Raw genomic sequence first — 19,503 nt, 5'->3', positions numbered from 1 at the left:
TGCAGGATGCCCTTCTGATGGAGACCTTTCGTGCGTCTGGATCCCTTTACTGTTGTGCTGATTGCGGTGGTCACTCTGGCCTCCCTCTTTCCCTGCGAGGGGCAGGCAGCCGTCTGGTTCGGTCTGCTGACCAAGCTGGCGGTGGCGCTCCTGTTCTTCATGCATGGCGCCAAGCTGTCGCGCCAGAACCTGCTGGCGGGCCTCGGTCACTGGCGGCTTCATCTGGTGGTGATGCTCAGCACCTTCGTGCTGTTTCCGCTGCTCGGGCTGCTGCTCACCCCGCTGGTACCGGGCTGGCTGAGTCCGGCCATCTACCTCGGTTTCCTCTATCTCTGCGCTTTGCCAGCCACCGTGCAGTCGGCTATCGCCTTTACCTCGATGGCGGGGGGCAATGTGTCGGCAGCGGTGTGCAGCGCCTCGGCCTCCAGCATCCTCGGCATCTTCCTCTCGCCGGTGCTGGTGGGGATGATGATCCACGTGCAGGGGGAGGGGATCGACACCTGGCACTCCATCCAGTCCATCATGATGCAGCTGATGCTGCCTTTTGTGGTGGGCCACCTGTCGCGTCCGCTCATTGGCCGCTGGGTCGACAGCCACCGGCCGCTCATCGGCAAGCTGGATCAGAGCTCCATCCTGCTGGTGGTCTATGTCGCCTTCAGCGAGGCGGTGGTACAGGGGATTTGGCATCAAGTAGGTTGGTACGATCTGGCCAGTATCGTGCTGCTGAGCTGCGTCTTGCTGGCGCTGGTACTCTGTTGGAACGTCTGGATCAGCCGTCGCCTCGGTTTCGACAAGGCGGACGAGATCACCATCGTCTTCTGCGGTTCCAAGAAAAGTCTGGCCAACGGGGTGCCGATGGCCAACGTCATGTTCCCGGCCGCCAGCGTCGGGGTGATGGTGCTGCCGCTGATGATCTTCCACCAGATCCAGCTGATGGTCTGCGCCGTGCTGGCGCGCCGCTATCACGAGCAGGGGCATTGATACTCGCGGCGTTTTTGCTGTCATAACAAGAGGGAGGCCCGTTGGCCTCCCTCTTTTCATCTGCATGTCGACCGGCGTGCTAGCGTTTACGCCAGACGGTCAGCTGCGCCACCGTGTGCTGGTATTTGCGGGCGGTCTCGCGGATGACGAAAGGCACATCCCGCGGCGGGCAGTGCTCCTCGAACTCCGCCGCCAGCAGCCGTTGCAGCGCCTGATAGGTGGTGAGCGCCTCGCCGTTCTCGCGAATGCCGCCGAGCCAGTTGGCGGGCGGGGTATATTCCGCCAGCCAGGTGTAGGGGCTGGTGAGCACCAGCAGGCCACCGCTGCGCAGCCGGGGAGCGATATCCCGCAGGAAGCGGGCGGGCTCCCGCAGCCGGTCGATCAGGTTGGAGGCGAGCACCAGATCGTAGTGGTCATATTTGGGCTTGAGGTTGCAGGCATCCCCCTGACTGAAGTGGATGCGCTCAGCCTGACTCGCCCCCAATCCGTGGCTCGACAGGCGTGCCTCGCAATACTCCACCAGTTCACCCTCCAGCGGAATGGCGTAGCGGAAACTGTCCTGACTGGCGAGGGCCAGCGCCACATCGATGAAGCGGGCCGAGTAGTCCACCCCGTCCACATGCTGGAAGTGGCGGGCCAGTTCAAAGCTGGCGCGGCCGGTGGCGCAGCCGATATCCAGCGCCCGCTGGTGGTTGCTGCACAGCTCGCCAGCAAGATCAGCAAGCGTCTTGGCGTAGTTGGCTACCCCGAAGTGGCTCGGGCCGTACTGGAAGTCGAGGTACTGAGCGACCAGCGTGTCGGTTTCATAGGGATTCACGATAACGGGTTCCTGATAACGGGAGACCAGATAGCGGAAACCCGCATGCTGGAAGAAGTGACGCCGGAAGGCGTAACGGGATGATTTGAGCGCTTCGTTACCTGTGCTGATCCAGCTGCCCCCCTTGATCAGGGTGTGCTTGCCATCAAAGGTGGGGGTGGAGAAGTCGTCGTAGAGCGGGTGGATTTTAAAGCCGTCGAAACCGTCGATGGCGGTGCTGGTCCACTGCCAGACATTGCCCACCAGATCGAAGAACTCCCCTTGCGGGCAGGCATCCACCGGGCAGGAGGAGGCAAAACGGGCCAGATTGATATTGCCGGGGGCCTGTGTCCAGTCCGGCTGATCGCCGGGTAGCTGCTCGCGCAGCAGTTGCCACTCTGCCTCGCTCGGCAGCTGGATGGGGAGTCCGGTCCTGGCCGCCTTCCAGCGGCAGAAGGCGGCCGCCTCCAGCTGGTTTACCTCGACCGGCCAGTCCCAGGGCATGGCGACCTGCTCGGTCATCAGCCGCAGTTGCAGTTGTTCGGGTTTGGCAGGGTCACCCACCCAGAAAGTGGGCATCTGCGCCTTGGCATACTGACACCAACCCCAGCCTTCCTCATCCCACCACTGTTGCTGGCCGTAGCCGCCCGCCTGGACGAAGGCGAGGTACTCGGCATTGCTCACCAGCATGCGGCTGGCCTGAAACGGGGCCAGCTCGATCTGGCGCTCGCCATATTCGTTGTCCCAGCCGTAGGTGGCGTCCCGCTTGCCAAGGCGCACCTTGCCGCCAGCCACCGGCAGCAGGCTGTTGGCGGGCACCTGATCAATGCGGTGGCGGGCTTCAGTGCAGGCGGGCCAATAAGGCTGCGGCCGCACCCAGGCGAGCGGCAGCTGGCGGATCAGCACGCTGGAGGTCTCGAGGTGGATGCGCTCGTGCTCTATCCCCATCAGGATCACCCAGGCCGGGCTTTGCCAGTCGATGGGCTGGGTGAGCGGCATCTGGCGGATGAAATCGCACACCAGCGAACGGACTTTGGCCCGATAGCTGCGCAGCTCGCTGACCTTGGGCCAGTCGTAGTGGGTCTCGTCCAGATCGTCCCAGCTCATCTCGTCCACCCCGATGGCGACCATGGCCTCGATGCGGGCATCCAGCCGCTGATCGATCAGGCGTGCCGCCAGCAGCTTGTTGATAAAGAAGGCGGCGGTGTGGCCGTAGTAGAAGATGAGCGGGTGGCGCAGCGGGATCGCCTTGTTGAACCAGGCCCGCTCATCGGCCAGACAGTCGAACAGCGAGTCGTAGAGATCGAAGGTCTGGCAGAAGTAGGCGAGCAGCTCGCGCCGTTTCTGCTCGGGATCGCTGCCGGTCAGCAGCGGGGTGCGAGTCGGTTCCGGCAGACCGGTGGCGGTGGCATAGAGAGGGCTTGCTTGGGTCACGCTCTGGCTCCTTGTTGGCAGTGAAGACTGACAAGACAGTGGTAATGACATTACCGCAATGGAGAGCTTGGTACGCACGAAGTACCACTATTGGCTCAACAGACCGGCAGGGCAATCAAAAACTTCCACGGGCTGTCAGCATAGTGACCGGCAGGACGACCCGCCAATCAGCCACGATCATATCCGTTCGAGAATGGTTATTTTCACCAAAATATGGTCTAAATGGCTCTCTAAATTCTTCTGTCTGTTCTGGTTTAAATGGTTATTTCCTTTTTAATCATAATGTTAATTTTTGGCTCGCGCTTTGCGGAGCATGAAAACCAATTGGCCCTGGATGGCCAACACATAAGGAGGAGAGTAGTGATGAAATGGATGATGGTTGTCATGTTGATGGCAGGGCTCAGTGGTTGTCACTGGCTGGATCAGACCAGAGTGACCGGAACGGGAGCTGTGGTCGAGCGCCAGCAGGCGCTTGGTGACGGGGTGACCCGGGTGCTGGCGGGGGTGCCTGCCACCCTCCATCTGGTTGCGGGGGAGCCGCGCGGTATCCTGATCAAGGGGCAGGAGAACCTGCTGCCCTATCTGGTGCTGACCGAGAGCGGCGACAAGCTGGAGATCGAGGTGAAGGAGGGTTACCGGCTCGATCCTACCGAGCCGCTGGAGCTGACCATCACCTTGCCGGTGTTGAACGAACTGGCATTGGCCGGGACCGGCAACGGCGATCTGAGCGGCTTCAAGGGGGATGGGCTGGTGCTGTCAGTGGCCGGTACCGGTGACATCGTTGCCAGTCAGCTGGAGCTGAAACGGTTGGAAGGGAATATCGCTGGCACCGGCAGTCTGGAGCTGGGCAGCGGTTCGGCACAGGCCATCGAGCTGAACATTGCCGGATCTGGTGATGTGCTCGGGAGCGAGATGCGCGGCAAGGAGGTAGAGGTCAATATCGCCGGTAGCGGTGATGTGGCGGTACGGGCGCAGGAGACGCTGAAAGTTGGCATCGCCGGCTCAGGCAACATCGCCTACTGGGGTGATCCCAAGGTGGAGCAGCAGATCGCAGGCTCCGGCGGCGTGACCCGCGCGGGCAGTTGATATCAACCGATCACCACAACTGAAACAGGCCCGCAACGGGCCTGTGTTGATCAGAGGTGGCGGGCGTGAAAGCGCAGGTGCGCCTCGATAAAGCTCGCCACGAAGTAGTAGCTGTGGTCATAGCCCTCGTGGCGGTTGAGCTCCAGTGGCCACTCCTTGCTGGCCGCCACTTCGGCCAGCGCATCGATATGCAACTGCTCGGCGAGGAAGGGGTCATCCAGTCCCACATCCACCAGGGTGGGCAGCGGCGTGACCGGCTGGTGGCGCAGCAGCTGGCAGGCATCCCACTCCTGCCACAGCAGAGGATTGCTGCCGAGATAGGCGCCGAGTGCCTTCTGGCCCCAGGGGCAGCGGCTCGGGTGGCAAATCGGGCTGAACGCCGACACGGAGCGGTAGCGACCCGGCTCTCGCAACGCGGCGATCAGCGCACCGTGACCGCCCATGGAGTGGCCGCTGATGGCGCGTCGGATCGAGACCGGGAAGTGGGTCTCTATCAAGTCAGGCAGCTCGCGGGTGACGTAGTCATACATCTGGTAGTGCGCCTGCCAGGGGCTCTGGCTGGCATTGACGTAAAAGCCTGCGCCCATGCCGAGGTCATAACCGGGGTCGTCGGCTACGCCGTCGCCGCGGGGGCTGGTGTCCGGCGCCACCAGTGCTATGCCCAGCTCGGCGGCGATACGCTGGGCACCCGCCTTCTGCATGAAGTTCTCATCGGTGCAGGTGAGGCCGCTGAGCCAGTAGAGCACGGGCACCTTATGGCCGGTGAGAGCCTGAGGCGGCAGATAGATGGCAAAATTCATCTCGCAGCCGAGCACGCTGGCGTGGTGGCGATAGCGCTTGTGCCAGCCGCCGAAGCTCTTGTTGCTGCTGATAATCTCCAGATTCATCGAAGGACTCCTGCACCCCGCCCACGATGGCGGGCGGGGTGATCATGCTCAGTAGTGGATGACGGTGCGGATGCTCTTGCCTTCATGCATCAGATCGAACGCCTCGTTGATCTGTTCCAGCGGCATGGTGTGGGTGATGAAGTCATCGAGGCGGAACTCTCCCTGCATATAGCGCTGCACATAGCTCGGCAGCTCGCTGCGACCGCGTACCCCACCGAAGGCGCTGCCGCGCCAGACCCGACCGGTCACCAGCTGGAACGGACGGGTACTGATCTCCTGACCCGCTCCGGCCACGCCGATGATGACCGACTCGCCCCAACCCTTGTGGCAGCACTCCAGCGCCGCACGCATCACCTTGACGTTGCCGATGCACTCGAACGAGAAGTCGACGCCGCCATCGGTCAGCTCGACGATCACCTCCTGAATCGGTTTGTCGTAGTCGTTCGGGTTGATGCAGTCGGTGGCGCCCAGCTTGCGGGCCAGTTCGAACTTGCTCTCGTTGATGTCGATGGCGATGATGCGACCGGCCTTGGCCAGACGAGCCCCGATCACCGCCGAGAGGCCGATGCCCCCCAGACCGAAGATGGCGACGCTCTCACCCTCTTTCACCTTGGCGGTGTTCATCACTGCGCCGATGCCGGTGGTAACGCCGCAACCGAGCAGGCAGACCTCTTCCAGCGGGGCGGCCGGGTCCACCTTGGCGATGGAGATCTCGGGCAGTACCGTGTATTCGCTGAAGGTGGAGGTGCCCATGTAGTGATAGATGGGCTGGCCATCCTTGGAGAAGCGGGTGGTGCCGTCCGGCATCAGCCCCTTGCCCTGGGTGGCACGGATCTTCTGGCACAGGTTGGTCTTGCCGGATTTGCAGAATTTGCACTCGCCGCACTCGGGGGTGTAGAGCGGGATCACGTGATCGCCGACTTTGACGCTGGTGACCCCTTCTCCGATGGATTCGACGATGCCGCCCCCCTCGTGGCCGAGAATGCAGGGGAAGACCCCTTCCGGATCCTCACCGGAGAGGGTGAAGGCATCGGTGTGGCAGACGCCGGTCGCGACGATGCGCACCCGCACCTCGCCCGCTTGCGGCGGCATGACCTCGACCTCTTCGATGGAGAGGGGCTGACCCGGGCCCCAGGCGATGGCGGCTTTACACTTGATGCTTTGAACCTGTGCCATGAATGACATCCTTCTTGTTGAGCAGGGTGAACAGAGATGAGTTTGGGCATTCAGTGTAGTTTCCCGCCGATTTGGTGATAATGAGGGCAAATCTCAAATCACTTTTACACACAGGTAATAATGTTCGGCTGGGAAGGGATCTGTGAATTTGTCAGCGTGGCGGAGCAGGGGGGCTTTACCCCGGCGGCGCGCAAGCTGGGGGTGTCGGTGGCGCAAGTCAGCCGTCAGGTGGCACAGCTGGAGGATCGGCTGCAGGCCAAGCTGCTGCTGCGCACCACCCGTCAGGTGCGGCTCACCGAGCTTGGCGAAATCTATTACCGCCACTGCCGTCAGCTGCTGGACAACCTCTATGAAGCCGAGCTGGCGGTGGGACGCCATCAGGCGGTGCCGCAAGGGTCGTTGCGCATCACGGCGCCTGTCTCCTACGGCGAGAGCCGCATCGCCCCGCTGGTGAACGACTTCATGGTGCGTTTCCCCCAGCTGGAGGTGATCCTCAACCTCACCAATCAGCTGCTGGATCTGGTGCACGAAGGCTACGATCTGGCGATCCGGCTCGGCCATCTCAAAGATTCGACGCTGGTGGCGCGCAAGCTGGCGCAGCGGGTGCCCTATGTCTGCGCCTCACCGGCCTACACCGCCTGCCACGGCATCCCCAACAGCCTCTCCGAGCTGGCCCGCCACCGCTGTCTGGTGGGCAACAGTGACGAGTGGTACTTCACCCTGGACGCTCACCCCCACAGCGTGCGGGTGCACGGCCTGCTGCAGTGCAACAGCGGTCACGCCCTGCTGGACGCGGCGCTCAAGGGGATCGGTATCATTCAGTTGCCGGACTACTACGTGAGTGACCATCTGGCGCGGGGGGAGCTTATCGAGCTGCTGCCCGAGCTGCGGGCGCCGGCGGAGGGGATCTGGGCCCTCTATCCCCATAACCGCCACCTCTCCCCCAAGGTGCGGCTGCTGGTGGACTATCTGGCCGAGCGGCTGAGCGATCCTCATCAACCGGCGCTGGTGATGCCGATAGGCTAGGGTGCTCCCCAGCCGTTGACTCACCGGCGGCGGGCGACAGGTGCGATGGCCTGAAAATAAAAGAGCCCTTGAGGAATCAAGGGCTCTTTTGCAGGTAACAACCGGATAGTCGGTGACCCATCACTCGATGTTCTGAATTTGCTCGCGCATCTGCTCGATAAGGACTTTCAGCTCGACAGCGGACTGGGTCACTTCGGCGTTGATCGACTTTGAACCAAGCGTGTTCGACTCGCGGTTGAACTCCTGCATCATGAAGTCGAGACGACGACCGCAGGCGCCACCCTTCTTCATGATCTTGTTGGTCTCGCTGATGTGCATCTCCAGACGATCCAGCTCTTCGGCCACGTCGATCTTCTGGGCCAGCAGCACGATCTCCTGCTCGATGCGGGCCGGATCCAGCTCCACCTTGGCTTCGGCCAGACGGTCGGTGAGCTTCTGGCGCTGCCACTCGATGATCTGCGGCAGGTGGACGCGCACCTTCTTCACTTCCACCTGAATACCGGCCAGACGCTGTTCGATCAGCGCCTTGAGGTTGGCCCCTTCGCTGGCGCGGGAGGCGAGGAAATCTTCCATGGTCTGGTCAAAACCGCCGAGCAGCTCGGTGGCGACCGCGTCCATGTCCTGTTCGGCGGCAGCCATGACGCCCGGCCAGCGCAGCACGTCGACCGGGTTGAGCTGGCCCTGACCCGCCTCTTTCATTACCCAGCTGGCGCTGTCGATGATCAGCTTGGCCAGCTCTTCATTGATGTGCAGCTGGCTGGCTGCGGCCTGAGCGGCCTCGAAACGCAGGTTGCACTCCACCTTGCCGCGCTGCAGCTTGGCTCGGAAACGCTCACGCAGAACCGGTTCCAGGCTGCGCAGTTGCTCCGGCAGGCGAATGTAGGTTTCCAGATAGCGCTGGTTGACCGAACGAATTTCCCAAACGGCTGTGCCCCAGTCGCCCTTGAATTCCTTGCGGGCGTAGGCGGTCATGCTGTGAATCATTGATTGTTCCGGGCTTGATGAAGTGTGCGGCCAGTATACTCAGCCCGGCCCTGCTCGTCAGCCGATGCCGTGGTTTTAGCGGCTGATATTTGAGGCGGGATCACTTATAATCCCCCGCCAATTTGAGCCAGCCCAGAGGTCCGTTCCATGTCACGTCCAAGCGATCGCAGTGCCGCGCAACTTCGCCCGGTTACCATTACCCGCAATTTCACCAAACATGCAGAAGGCTCAGTGCTGGTGGAGTTCGGTAACACTCGCGTGCTCTGCACCGCCAGCGTCGACACCAGCGTGCCGCGCTTCCTGAAAGGGAAGAATCAGGGCTGGGTGACTGCCGAATACGGCATGCTGCCGCGCTCCACCCACTCCCGGATGAACCGCGAAGCGGCCTCCGGCAAGCAGAGTGGCCGTACTCTGGAGATCTCCCGTCTGATTGCCCGCTCCCTGCGCGCGGCGGTAGATCTGACTGCGCTGGGCGAGCACTCCATCACCGTTGACTGTGACGTGCTGCAAGCCGATGGCGGCACCCGCACCGCCTCCATTACCGGTGCCTGCGTGGCGCTGGTGGATGCGCTGAACTGGATGGTCGAGAAGGGCATGATCAAGCAGAGCCCGCTCAAGCAGATGATCGCCGCAGTCTCCGTCGGCATGTATCAGGGCGAAGCCATCTGCGATCTGGAGTACATCGAAGATTCCGCCGCCGAGACCGATATGAACGTGGTGATGACCGAAGATGGTCGCATCATCGAGGTGCAGGGCACCGCGGAGGCCGAGCCCTTCACCCATGAGGAGCTGCTGGAGATGCTGGCGCTCGCCAAGGGCGGCATCGCCGACATCATTGCGCTGCAGAAGCAGTCGCTCTCCTGATACCAGGACCTGTTGATGTTTCGGCACAAGTTGCGTTGCAGTGTCAAAGGATGCAAGGCTAGGCGCAGGATGCCGCCAATGGTTATTCCCTTGGCAAGTCCTGCAACAACGCATGGCATCCTTTGCCACGCAACCCGTAGGGACGGGGCGGTTTTTGTGCATAACGTCGTTATTCGATGCCTCGTTTGGATTACCAAACTTCGCATCTCATGCCTAGTTGTGCGCAAAAACCGACTCCGTCGCGGCTGTGACGAAGCGTCAACAGATCCTGCAAACGCGGCATTGACCGCGTTTTTTTATACCCCCACACAAGACAACGACAAGCCAAGCAAGGAGCCAGAATGAAAGCCTACCAGCGTCAATTTATCGAGTTCGCCCTGGAGAAACAGGTCCTCAAATTCGGTGAATTTACCCTGAAATCCGGTCGTAAAAGCCCCTACTTCTTCAATGCCGGTCTGTTCAACAGCGGCCGCGATCTGGCCCGTCTCGGCCGTTTCTATGCCGCCGCCCTGATGGATGCCGGCATCGAGTTCGATGTGCTGTTTGGCCCGGCCTACAAGGGGATCCCCATCGCCTCCGCCACCGCCGTGCAGCTGGTGGAGCAGCACGATGTGGATGTGCCCTGGTGCTTCAATCGCAAGGAGGCCAAGGATCATGGCGAGGGTGGCAATCTGGTGGGCAGCCCGCTCAAGGGGCGCATCATGCTGGTGGATGACGTCATCACCGCCGGTACCGCCATCCGCGAATCCATGGATCTGATCCAGGCCAACGGCGCCTCGCTGGCGGGTGTGCTGATCGCGCTGGACCGTCAGGAGAAGGGCAAGGGCGAGCTCTCCGCCATTCAAGAGGTGGAGCGTGACTACGGCGCCCACATCATCGCCATCATCCAGATGAGCGACCTGATCCAGTATCTGGAAGAGAAGCAGGCCGAGCAGCCGGAGCTGGCGGCGCAATTGGCTGCCATGAAGGCTTACCGCGCCCAGTACGGTATCTGAGCTCCGCTCACACCGCGCAATAGCTGAATGCGGCGCCCGTTTGCTCTCTGGCAGCAAACGGGCGCTGTTTTTTTCATCTGCAAAAAGTGGATCATGTGGCTTGAGCTTGCCCTTACAGTAAAGGTTAGGGTTTGTCAGTCGGCGTTTTGTGGTGCCGACGGGTTCCGGGGAGGAACAACATGACCACTCATCTTCAATCACCCATTCATCTGCAGTTGCCGCTCAGCGGCATGAGCTGCGCCAACTGCGCAGGCCGCATCGCGACCAGCCTCAACAAACTCGACGGGGTATCGGCCACCGTCAACTTCGCGCTGGAGCAGGCGGCCATCGAGCTGGCCAGCCCTGAACGCCTGTCTGCGGTGCTCGACAGCATCAAGAGTCAGGGTTACGACTACGGCAGCGAGACCTTTTTGTTCCAAATTACCGGCATGACTTGTGCCGGTTGTTCGGCCCGCCTGAACAAAATGCTGGCCGCGCTGCCCGGCGTCATCTCGGCCGAGGTCAACTTCTCCATCGAACAGGCCCGCATCGTGCTGGTTCCCGGGATGCATACCCCGGCCGCTTTGCGCGAGCAGATCGAAGCGCTCGGTTTTGGCGCCCAGCTGGCACAGGGTTCAGCCAGCGGCCGCCGCCAGCAGTTGCTGGAGCGGGAAGCGCAGGAGGCCGCCACTGCCCGTCAGGCGCAGACCCGGGTCATCGTCTCCGCTTTGCTCACCTTGCCGCTGCTGGTAGGGATGCTGGCCATGGCCGGCCTGTTCCCCTGGCATCTGCCCGCCTGGCTCGAGCTGCTGCTCGCCACCCCGGTGCAGTTCTGGATCGGAGCCCGTTTCTATCGCGGCGCCTGGCTTGCCATCAAGAACCGCGCAGCCAATATGGATGTGCTGGTGGCCACCGGCACCAGCGCCGCCTACTTCTACAGCCTCTATCTACTGCTGACGCTGGGGATGGCCGCCAGCGGCAAGCTCTATTTCGAGGCGAGCTCCATCATCATTACCCTGATTTCGTTGGGAAAACTGCTGGAGGCACGGGCCAGACGCAGCACCCAGTCCGCCATTCGCGAACTGATGGCGCTGCGGCCGGAGACCGCCACCGTCTGGCGTGGCGAGAGCTGGCAGAACGTCGCCATCGACGAGGTGCTGCGCGGTGATCGGCTGCGGGTGCTGGTGGGTGAGCGGGTGCCGGTGGACGGCAAAATCGTGAGCGGCGCCAGCGAGCTGGATGAGTCGATCCTCACCGGTGAGAGCCTGCCGGTGCCTCGCGGAGAGGGCGACAAGGTGCTGGGCGGTGCCATCAACCGCTCCGGCGTGCTGGAAATTGAAGCCACTACGGTGGGGGAGGATTCCAGCCTCAGCAAGATCATCGCACTGGTGGAGAGTGCCCAGATGGGCAAGGCACCGCTGCAACAGCTGGTGGACAAGGTCTCCGCCATCTTCGTACCTGTGGTGATGGCCATCGCCCTGTTCACCCTGCTGGTGTGGTACGCCATCAGCAACGACTTCGGTCAGGCCCTGCTGGCGGCTGTGGCGGTGCTGGTGATCGCCTGTCCTTGCGCGCTGGGGCTGGCAACGCCGGCGGCCATCGTCACCGGTACCGGAGTGGCGGCGCGCCACGGCATTCTGATCAAGGATGTGGATACCCTGCAGAAGGCCCACGCCATCAAGGCGCTTATCTTCGACAAAACCGGCACGCTCACTCAAGGCAAGCCGGTGCTAGCCAGCTGGAGCGGCAATGACGAGCAGTTGCATCTGGCCGCCGCCCTGCAGCAGGCGAGCGAACACCCGCTGGCGCTGGCGATGCGCGAGGCGATCGGCAAAGAGGCGGTATTGCCCCAGCCCGACGCGGTCGAGGTGCGGGTCGGGGCCGGTATTGTCGGTCAGGTGGCGGGCCACAGGGTCGCTATCGGCAATGGCTCCCTGCTGGCCCAGCTCGGCATTGATCAGCCGCAACAGGATGAACAAGCCGCCGATGGGGCGACCCGGGTTTGGGTTGCCGTTGATGGCACGGTCGCCGGCATCGCGGCGCTGGCCGATACCCTGCGCCCGGAGAGTCCGGATGCCATCGCCACTCTGCGTCAGCGCGGCATTGCCAGCTGGTTGGTGAGCGGCGACGCGCCGGCCCCCGTGGCCCATATCGCTGCCAAGTTGGGACTGGACGGAGCCTTTGACTCCGTGCTGCCAGCTGGCAAGGTGGAGAAAGTAGAGGCGCTGCGGGCGCAAACCCGCGGGCTGGTGGCCATGGTGGGGGATGGGGTGAACGATGCCCCGGCGCTGGCGGCGGCGGACTTCGGTATCGCCATGGGCTCCGGCTCCGATGTGGCGATGGAGACCGCCTCCATCACCCTGATGCGATCTGACCCGCGGTTGGTGGCCGATGCCATCGACATCTCGGCGGCGACCTGGCGCACTATCCAGCAGAATCTGTTCTGGGCCTTCGTGTTCAACATCATTGGCATTCCGCTGGCGGCACTGGGCTACCTCAGCCCCGAGCTGGCGGGGGCGGCCATGGCCCTGAGCAGCATTACCGTTTTGAGCAATTCCCTGTTATTGAAACGCTGGCAGCCCAGGGCGGCGCACGGGCCAGCATCCAACCCGATCAGTAAGGAGGCATAAATGAATATCAGCAAGGTTGCCAAGGCCACTGGGCTGACCGCCAAGACCATCCGTTATTACGAGAGCATTGGCCTCATCACAGCCCCGGTACGCAGTGACAACGGCTATCGCAGTTACACCGAGGGGGCGCTGCGCGAGCTGCGTTTCGTCAAGCGGGCGCGGGAGACCGGCTTCAATCTGGAGGAGTGTCAGGAGCTGCTGGCGCTCTACCGTGACGAACACAGAACCAGCGCCCAGGTGAAGAAGCTGGCGCAGGAGAAGATCGTCGATCTGCGTGCTCGCATCGCCGGGCTGCAGGCCATGCTTACCTCTCTGGAAGGGTTGGTTTGCTGCTGCCACGGGGATGAAAATCCCGAGTGCCCGATCCTCGACGAATTGGAGAAGGGGTGAGCAAAGACTCACCTGCCAGCGCAGAAGAAATCGATATTGATTGATTAACTTCTTAATAAGCGGCGCTTTATTGTTGCGGGTCAGGGGGTAATGGTAGACTGCTCGGCTCTTGTACAGGAGTACTCAGTTGACCCAGAGTGTGACACGCCAGGTTAAGCAGGCCATTATGGCCCAGCTCTATACCCATGCATCGTTCAGTCTCCCCTGTTTGGGCGTGTTGGCATTTGGCTGGAGTCTGCTGTTTCACGACTATCTACCCGCCATCGAAGCGCTCGGTTGGCTGGCAGGCACTTTCCTGTGGCTGCTGGGTCGGGGCTGGCACCTGCGCTGGCGTCGAGCCCGCCTGCACCAGACTCCGTTGCCGGTGCTGGAGCGGGAGCTCTTTATCGGAGCCACCATCACCTCCATCATCTGGGCCCTCGGGGTGCTGCTCTACATGGACAAGCTGCCCGATACCTACCGGGCCGCCATGATGATGCTCTCCAGCCTCATTCTTACCGGCAGCGCCATCATGCTGTTTGGCAGCCGCCGTACCCTCTATGGTTCCGCCCTGCCGCTGGGCATGGCGATGCTGTTCGAGCTGGGCAATGGCAACGAGCAGGAGCGGATTGTCTCCTGCATGCTGGCGGGCTATCTGTTTGTCTTTCTGCCGACCCTGCTGCGCCGGATGCGGCGGGATCAGATCGCCTCGCTCCACCACCGTTTCTCCAACGCCGAGCTGGTTGCCGAACTGAAGGCGGTCTCCGAGCATTTGCGTCTCACCTCCCGCCTGGACGGCCTGACCGGCATCGCCAACCGCGCCCATCTCGACGACTCTCTGGAGCGGGCCTGGCGGCGCTGTCACCGCGCCCGGGCGCCGTTGTCGCTGGTGCTGGTGGATGTGGATTACTTCAAGCAGTTCAACGATCTCTACGGCCATCAGCTGGGGGATGACTGCCTGCAACAGGTGGCGGGCTTGCTGGCCGAGGTGGAGCGGCGCGAGGACGATCTGGCGGCCCGTTATGGCGGCGAAGAGTTCGCCCTGCTGCTGCCCTGCACCGGCATGCAGGGGGCATTGCAGGTGGCGGACAATGTGCGGCAGGCGCTCAAGGAGCTGGCCATCCCGCACCAGAAGTCACTGGTCTCCGGTCGGGTCACATGTAGTTTTGGTGTTGCGACACTGATACCGGACAACAGCATGAAAATCGCCGATTTGATCCAAAAAGCGGATGCGGCACTCTATCAGGCCAAGCATAATGGGCGGGATCGAATCGAAGTAGCCTTGATGGGTAAGGTTGCCTGAATTTAACGTGACAGATTAAAGAGGTTGTCTATGCAATGTCATCGTATCGAAGAGCTGCTGGAGTTGTTGCAGCCTGCCTGGATCAAGGAACAGGATCTCAGCCTGGTGCAGTTTGTTGCCAAACTGGCCCAAGAAGCGGGATTTGAAGGGCCTCTGTCCGAGCTGACCGACGACATGCTGATCTATCACCTCAAAATGCGGGAATCCGACAAGCAGGCGATGATCCCCGGTCTGGCCAAGGATCATGTGCCCGATTTCAAAGAGGCACTGCTCAAGGCGCGCGGAATCAAGTGAATCTTTAGCGGAAGCGCATCACCTCGTGGTGATGCGCTTTTTTGTTGCTGAAAATTGCGATCCAACCCCAATATTAGATACATCTAATCCACACAATTAGCATGTTGTTTAAGATATAATCCGCTCCATAACAAATAAGGGAGCGATGTCTTGCAATGGCCGACCACGATAAAATCGATATCAAGGACGTCACCGACAAGGGCGTAACCGGGACCTTCAACCCCAATACGTTCAAAGCCAGCGACGACAGATTCAACCCGGGCAACCGCATCTATGTGCGGGCCCAGAAAGGGTATTGGCAGCGGATGCGCAAGGCCATGGGCTGGTTCTTTGTGGCGCTGTTCGTGCTGCTGCCCTGGCTGCGTTACGACGGGCGACAGGCGGTGCTGTTCGACCTCGGTCACCAGCAGTTCCATATCTTTGGCGCCACCATCTGGCCGCAGGATCTGACCCTGCTCGCCTGGCTCTTCATGATCGCCGCCTTCGGACTCTTCTTTATTACCACCTTCCTCGGTCGGGTCTGGTGTGGCTATCTCTGCCCGCAGACGGTCTGGACCTTCATGTTCATCTGGTTTGAAGAGAAGCTGGAAGGGCCCGCCAACAAGCGGCGCAAGCTGGACGAGGCGCCCTGGAGCGGCGAGAAGCTGGCCCGCAAGGGAGCCAAGCATCTGGCCTGGCTGGCGATCTCGCTGGTGACCGGCCTGACTTTCGTCGCCTACTTCCAGGATGTAACTGAACTGGTGCCGGATCTCTTCACCCTGCAGGCCAGCGGATGGGTGCTGTTCTGGGTGCTCTTCTTCACCATCATTACCTACGGCAACGCTGGCTGGATGCGTGCCATCATGTGTATCCACATGTGCCCCTATGCCCGCTTCCAGTCCGCCATGTTCGACAAGGACACCTTCATCGTCGGCTATGACACCAAGCGTGGCGAGACCCGTGGCGCCCGCTCCCGCAAGGCAGATCCCAAGGCGATGGGGCTGGGCGACTGTATCGACTGCGATCTCTGCGTGCAGGTCTGCCCGACCGGTATCGATATCCGCGACGGCCTGCAGTACGAATGCATCAACTGCGGCGCCTGCGTCGATGCCTGCGACCAGACCATGGAGCGGATGGGCTACCCGAAAGGGCTCATCAGTTACACCACCGAGCACAAGCTGGCCAACGACTCCACCCATGTGGCGCGGCCCAAGTTGATCGGTTACGGGCTGGTGATGGCGGTGATGCTGGGGGTATTTGTCTACAACGCCATGTCCATCATGCCGATGGGGCTCGATATCCTGCGGGATCGCAACCAGCTGTTCCGCGAAAACAGCGAGGGGCTGATTGAGAACACCTACACCCTCAAGATCCTCAACAAGACCCTGCAGTCCCAGACCTACCAGCTGGATGTGGAGGGCTTGCCCGAGTATCAGTGGTTCGGCCCCCGTGAAGTGACCCTGAAGGCGGGCGAGATCTACACCCTGCCGGTCAGCCTGGCGGTCGATCCCTACAACCTGAAACGGCCGGCGCTGGATATCCAGTTTGTGCTGAAACGGGAGGGGGCTGCGCCCGATGACAGCAAGGGCAACCTGCGCCAGGGCAGCAAGTTTATCAGCCGGTTGTAACTGCGTGTGGCTGCGGGCCGGGCGTGACACCAGTCCGGTCACCAGCGAGCACGGCAATGGCGGGCATTAGTGATAGAATGGGGCGCAACGGCGCCCCTTTCTTATAGTGGATGACATGCGTTTCAACTATTCCGACCTCAATCCCGACCTCATCATGGATGCGCTCGATCTCAGTGGCCTGCGGCTCGACTCCGGCCTTATCGAGCTCAACAGCTACGAAAACCGGGTCTACCAGTTTCAGGATGAGGATCGTCGCCGCTATGTGGTGAAGTTCTACCGTCCCGGCCGCTGGAGCCGGGCCCAGATCCTCGAGGAGCACGAGTTTGCCACCCGTCTCGCGGAGGCAGAGATCCCGGTCGCCGCGCCGCTCGCCTTCGCGGGCGAGACCCTGCTGGAGCACGAGGGCTACCCCTTTGCCATCTGGCAGAGCGTCGGTGGCCGCCAGTTCGAAGTGGATAATCTCGATCAACTGGAGTGGGTGGGGCGTTTCCTCGGTCGCATTCATCAGATCGGCGCCAGCAAGCCGTTTCATCATCGGGTGCGGCTCGATGTGGAGAGCATGCTGCACGAACCGCGTCAGCTGCTGGCGTCTGGCGAATGGCTGCCAAGCGGGCTGGCGAAGCAATTCTTCGGGGTGCTGGACGAGCTGATCAAGCATGTCAGCGACGCCATGACCCTGGATGTGGCGCAGATCTCCCTGCATGGCGACTGCCATCCGGGCAACATCCTCTGGCGCGATGGCCCCATGTTTGTCGACCTCGATGATTGCCGTACCGGCCCCGCGATTCAGGATCTCTGGATGATGCTGAGCGGCGAGCGCCACGAGCAGCAGATCCAGCTCGACACCCTGCTGGCGGGCTACGAGGAGTTTATGGAGTTCGACTCGCGGGAGCTGGCGCTGATCGAGCCGCTGCGGGCGATGCGCATCGTTCACTACATGGCGTGGCTGGCGCGACGCTGGGAAGATCCCGCCTTCCCCCGTCACTTCCCCTGGTTCAATACCGATCACTACTGGCGTCAACAGATAGCGACACTGCACGATCAGCTGGAGGCACTCAAGGCGCCACCGTTGAGCCTGATGCCAAACTGGTGAAATAGAAGGGATCTTGCGCGGCAAGCGGGACTCGATCTCCGGCCCTGACCATTGACGTCAGCATGGCGAAACAATAGGCTTGGCACTGCTTCGGTTCGCCGGGCGTGCCTCACAGTGATCCCTTAACAGGAAACATCATGAAAAAAGTTCTATTTTTCCTTGCTGCCATGCTGATGATCCCCATGGTTCACGCCGCCCCCGAGTTCAAGGAAGGCGTCAACTACGATGTGGTCAAACAGACTGGCAGTGCCCAGCCGGAAGTGATGGAGTTCTTCTCCTACTACTGTCCGCACTGCGCTACCTTCGAACCGATCGTTGAACAGTTGAAGGCCGGGTTGCCAGAGGGTGTGCCCCTCAAGAAGAACCCGGTTGCCTTCCTCGGCCGCGAGATGGGCCCCGAGATGCAGCGTGCCTATGCCGTTGCCAGCCTGCTCAACGCCGAAGCCAAGCTGACCCCGGCCATCTTCACCAAGATCCACACCCAGCGTCAGCCGCCGATGAGCCGTGACGACGTGAAGAAGATCTTCGTGGACAACGGCGTACCGGCTGAAGAGTTCGACGGTGCCGTCGACAGTTTCGCCGTCTCCGGCATGGTCTCCCAGTTCGATCGCAACACCGAGAGCTACAACATTCGCGGTGTACCGGCCTTCCTGGTGAACGGCAAGTACATGGTGAAGATTGAATCCATCACCTCTCAAGAGCAGTTCAACAAGCTGGTGCAGTTCCTGCTGGCCAAGAAAGACTGATACTTTTTGAGTTGATTAAAAAAGCCCGCCGGTGTGAACCGGCGGGCTTTTTGTTTTCTGGTTGTCGGGAAGATCAGACCCCGACGTGGAACGCCTGTTTGAGGTTGCGGATAAACTCCGCATCCCGACAGAGGGTCTTGCCCGGGCTGTCGGAGATCTTGGCTACCGGGCCTCCATTGCACTCGATCAGCTTGAAGACGATGTTCATCGGGCTGACACCGGGCAGATCGCAGGTGAGCTTGGTGCCGATGCCGAAGCTGGTGTTGATGCGGCCGCGGAAGTGGCGGAACAGCTGCACCGCTTTGTCGAGGTTGAGCCCGTCGGAGAAGACCAGGGTCTTGTCGGTAGGGTCGATGCCGAGGCGCTGATAGTGGCTGATCGCCTTCTCGCCCCACACCACCGGATCGCCGGAGTCGTGGCGCAAGCCCTGATAGCTGCTGGCCAGCTCGAAGTCGAAGTCACGCAGGAAGGCATCCATGGTAATGCAGTCGGTCAGGGCGATGCCGAGATGGTCGGTGAACTCGTCCAGCCAGCTGGTGAGGGCAGCGCGCTGGCTGTGCTCCAGCGGGAAGCCGAGCTGCTGGTGCGCCTGGAACCACTCATGGGCCTGGGTGCCGACCGCGGGCAGCTTGTACTTCTGGGCCAGCATGTAGTTGCTGGTGCCGCGAAACGCCGGCAGCCGCTCCTTGAGGCGACCCACTACCGCATCCTGTACCGCATGGGAGAAGCGGCGGCGGGTGCCGAAGTCGATGAGGTTGAACTCGCTCATCTCATCGCGGCTCAGCTCCTTCTCCAGCTTGTCGATCTTCTGATCGAGCCGCTCCAGTGCGTGGCTGACGCCGAACTGGGGATAGCGGAAGCGGTTGCGCATCTCGCTGATGATGGCGAGCACCGGGATCTCCCACAGGATCACATCCTGCCAGGGCCCCTCGACCCGCACATTGATGCGGCCATCCTGCTCGAACACCTTGAGCAGGGAGGCGTCGAGCGGCTTGCGGCGCAGGTGGTCGAGGTAGTCAGGGGTGAAGAAGGGGCGCTCGGCCAGAAAATCGAGCTCTGGCCTAGTCAGTCGCAGGGAACCGGCGAGGCGCAGTTGCTCCTCGATCTGGCCCATCATGGGCAGCAGATCCTCTTCATTGCGGCTGTGAAACTCGGCCACCACCTCGGCATCCGGATAGCGATGGAACACCGCCTGCTGCATATGCAGCTTGTAGGCGTCGGTGTCGAGCAGGCTGGTGAGGATTGGGGGCATA

At 61.6% G+C, this 19,503-nt stretch carries 17 protein-coding genes; 12 read left to right on the top strand and 5 right to left on the bottom strand.

Going from position 1 to position 19,503, the window contains the following annotated elements; translation table 11 throughout:
- The first annotated feature begins 30 nt into the window (after positions 1–30).
- Complete coding sequence (locus I6L49_RS14995) at positions 31–981, top strand: bile acid:sodium symporter family protein (RefSeq protein ID WP_216949843.1); 951 nt, start codon at positions 31–33, stop codon at positions 979–981.
- Positions 982–1,060: 79 nt separating this feature from the next.
- On the opposite strand, the gene ovoA is transcribed toward I6L49_RS14995, so the two are convergent.
- Complete coding sequence (gene ovoA, locus I6L49_RS14990) at positions 1,061–3,211, bottom strand: 5-histidylcysteine sulfoxide synthase (RefSeq protein ID WP_216949842.1); 2,151 nt, start codon at positions 3,209–3,211, stop codon at positions 1,061–1,063.
- A gap of 363 nt (positions 3,212–3,574) precedes the next feature.
- Here ovoA and I6L49_RS14985 point away from each other — a divergent pair, with 363 nt between their 5' ends.
- Entirely contained in the window at positions 3,575–4,297 is a 723-nt protein-coding gene (locus tag I6L49_RS14985; protein ID WP_216949841.1) for a head GIN domain-containing protein, read from the top strand.
- A 50-nt stretch (positions 4,298–4,347) separates the two neighbouring features.
- On the opposite strand, the gene fghA is transcribed toward I6L49_RS14985, so the two are convergent.
- Together fghA and I6L49_RS14975 are read right to left on the bottom strand one after the other, a co-directional pair.
- Positions 4,348–5,184: an S-formylglutathione hydrolase gene (gene fghA, locus I6L49_RS14980; RefSeq protein WP_216949840.1), complete on the bottom strand. Its 837-nt coding sequence runs from the start codon at positions 5,182–5,184 to the stop codon at positions 4,348–4,350.
- Between the two features lie 48 nt (positions 5,185–5,232).
- Positions 5,233–6,360, bottom strand: a complete 1,128-nt coding sequence (locus I6L49_RS14975) for an S-(hydroxymethyl)glutathione dehydrogenase/class III alcohol dehydrogenase (RefSeq protein ID WP_216949839.1) — start codon at positions 6,358–6,360, stop codon at positions 5,233–5,235.
- Between the two features lie 120 nt (positions 6,361–6,480).
- Between I6L49_RS14975 and I6L49_RS14970 the strand changes: the two genes are divergently transcribed.
- The gene (locus I6L49_RS14970) at positions 6,481–7,386 is read left to right on the top strand and encodes a LysR substrate-binding domain-containing protein (protein ID WP_216949838.1); all 906 of its coding nucleotides are present in this window, start codon (positions 6,481–6,483) and stop codon (positions 7,384–7,386) included.
- A gap of 120 nt (positions 7,387–7,506) precedes the next feature.
- On the opposite strand, the gene I6L49_RS14965 is transcribed toward I6L49_RS14970, so the two are convergent.
- Positions 7,507–8,370 carry a YicC/YloC family endoribonuclease gene (locus tag I6L49_RS14965; RefSeq protein ID WP_005342032.1) on the bottom strand — a complete coding sequence of 288 codons (864 nt, stop codon included), beginning with the start codon at positions 8,368–8,370 and terminating at the stop codon, positions 7,507–7,509.
- Between the two features lie 147 nt (positions 8,371–8,517).
- On the opposite strand from I6L49_RS14965, the gene rph reads away from it, so the two are divergent.
- From rph to I6L49_RS14920, 9 genes are all read left to right on the top strand, one after another.
- A complete protein-coding gene (gene rph / locus I6L49_RS14960; RefSeq protein WP_005339589.1) occupies positions 8,518–9,234 on the top strand; it encodes a ribonuclease PH in 717 nt (238 codons plus the stop codon).
- Positions 9,235–9,575: 341 nt separating this feature from the next.
- On the top strand, positions 9,576–10,229 hold the full coding sequence (pyrE, locus tag I6L49_RS14955; protein ID WP_010676102.1) for an orotate phosphoribosyltransferase: 654 nt from the start codon (positions 9,576–9,578) through the stop codon (positions 10,227–10,229).
- Between the two features lie 179 nt (positions 10,230–10,408).
- Positions 10,409–12,838, top strand: a complete 2,430-nt coding sequence (locus I6L49_RS14950) for a heavy metal translocating P-type ATPase (RefSeq protein WP_216949837.1) — start codon at positions 10,409–10,411, stop codon at positions 12,836–12,838.
- Positions 12,839–13,228 (top strand): Cu(I)-responsive transcriptional regulator, encoded by a 390-nt coding sequence (gene cueR, locus I6L49_RS14945; protein WP_005356117.1) that lies wholly within the window; start codon positions 12,839–12,841, stop codon positions 13,226–13,228. It abuts the gene before it with no gap.
- A gap of 127 nt (positions 13,229–13,355) precedes the next feature.
- The gene (locus I6L49_RS14940) at positions 13,356–14,510 is read left to right on the top strand and encodes a GGDEF domain-containing protein (protein ID WP_005339596.1); all 1,155 of its coding nucleotides are present in this window, start codon (positions 13,356–13,358) and stop codon (positions 14,508–14,510) included.
- A gap of 30 nt (positions 14,511–14,540) precedes the next feature.
- Positions 14,541–14,804, top strand: coding sequence for a YihD family protein (locus tag I6L49_RS14935; protein WP_005339598.1), 264 nt, complete (start codon positions 14,541–14,543; stop codon positions 14,802–14,804).
- Positions 14,805–14,959: 155 nt separating this feature from the next.
- Entirely contained in the window at positions 14,960–16,411 is a 1,452-nt protein-coding gene (ccoG, locus tag I6L49_RS14930) for a cytochrome c oxidase accessory protein CcoG (protein ID WP_005356121.1), read from the top strand.
- 103 nt (positions 16,412–16,514) lie between these two features.
- Positions 16,515–17,504 (top strand): serine/threonine protein kinase, encoded by a 990-nt coding sequence (locus tag I6L49_RS14925; protein ID WP_040095068.1) that lies wholly within the window; start codon positions 16,515–16,517, stop codon positions 17,502–17,504.
- A 137-nt stretch (positions 17,505–17,641) separates the two neighbouring features.
- A complete protein-coding gene (locus I6L49_RS14920) occupies positions 17,642–18,250 on the top strand; it encodes a thiol:disulfide interchange protein DsbA/DsbL (protein WP_005339604.1) in 609 nt (202 codons plus the stop codon).
- Between the two features lie 73 nt (positions 18,251–18,323).
- Here I6L49_RS14920 and pncB read toward each other — a convergent pair whose 3' ends face one another.
- Positions 18,324–19,502 (bottom strand): nicotinate phosphoribosyltransferase, encoded by a 1,179-nt coding sequence (gene pncB / locus I6L49_RS14915; RefSeq protein ID WP_047439055.1) that lies wholly within the window; start codon positions 19,500–19,502, stop codon positions 18,324–18,326.
- Between the last annotated feature and the right edge of the window lies 1 nt (position 19,503).

Source organism: Aeromonas sp. FDAARGOS 1419, assembly GCF_019047045.1.
Lineage (GTDB): Bacteria > Pseudomonadota > Gammaproteobacteria > Enterobacterales > Aeromonadaceae > Aeromonas > Aeromonas veronii.
The sequence above is the reverse complement of the archived record's forward strand: the minus strand, read 5'-3'. Positions and strand labels throughout refer to the sequence as shown.

Excerpts from the sequence above, each read along its gene's own strand:
- I6L49_RS14985 (WP_216949841.1), top strand. The coding sequence starts at position 3,575 with ATGAAATGGATGATGGTTGTCATGTTGATGGCAGGGCTCAGTGGTTGT.
- fghA (WP_216949840.1), bottom strand. The coding sequence starts at position 5,184 with ATGAATCTGGAGATTATCAGCAGCAACAAGAGCTTCGGCGGCTGGCAC.
- I6L49_RS14975 (WP_216949839.1), bottom strand. The coding sequence starts at position 6,360 with ATGGCACAGGTTCAAAGCATCAAGTGTAAAGCCGCCATCGCCTGGGGC.
- I6L49_RS14970 (WP_216949838.1), top strand. The coding sequence starts at position 6,481 with ATGTTCGGCTGGGAAGGGATCTGTGAATTTGTCAGCGTGGCGGAGCAG.
- I6L49_RS14965 (WP_005342032.1), bottom strand. The coding sequence starts at position 8,370 with ATGATTCACAGCATGACCGCCTACGCCCGCAAGGAATTCAAGGGCGAC.
- rph (WP_005339589.1), top strand. The coding sequence starts at position 8,518 with ATGTCACGTCCAAGCGATCGCAGTGCCGCGCAACTTCGCCCGGTTACC.
- pyrE (WP_010676102.1), top strand. The coding sequence starts at position 9,576 with ATGAAAGCCTACCAGCGTCAATTTATCGAGTTCGCCCTGGAGAAACAG.
- I6L49_RS14950 (WP_216949837.1), top strand. The coding sequence starts at position 10,409 with ATGACCACTCATCTTCAATCACCCATTCATCTGCAGTTGCCGCTCAGC.
- cueR (WP_005356117.1), top strand. The coding sequence starts at position 12,839 with ATGAATATCAGCAAGGTTGCCAAGGCCACTGGGCTGACCGCCAAGACC.
- I6L49_RS14935 (WP_005339598.1), top strand. The coding sequence starts at position 14,541 with ATGCAATGTCATCGTATCGAAGAGCTGCTGGAGTTGTTGCAGCCTGCC.
- ccoG (WP_005356121.1), top strand. The coding sequence starts at position 14,960 with ATGGCCGACCACGATAAAATCGATATCAAGGACGTCACCGACAAGGGC.
- I6L49_RS14920 (WP_005339604.1), top strand. The coding sequence starts at position 17,642 with ATGAAAAAAGTTCTATTTTTCCTTGCTGCCATGCTGATGATCCCCATG.
- pncB (WP_047439055.1), bottom strand. The coding sequence starts at position 19,502 with ATGCCCCCAATCCTCACCAGCCTGCTCGACACCGACGCCTACAAGCTG.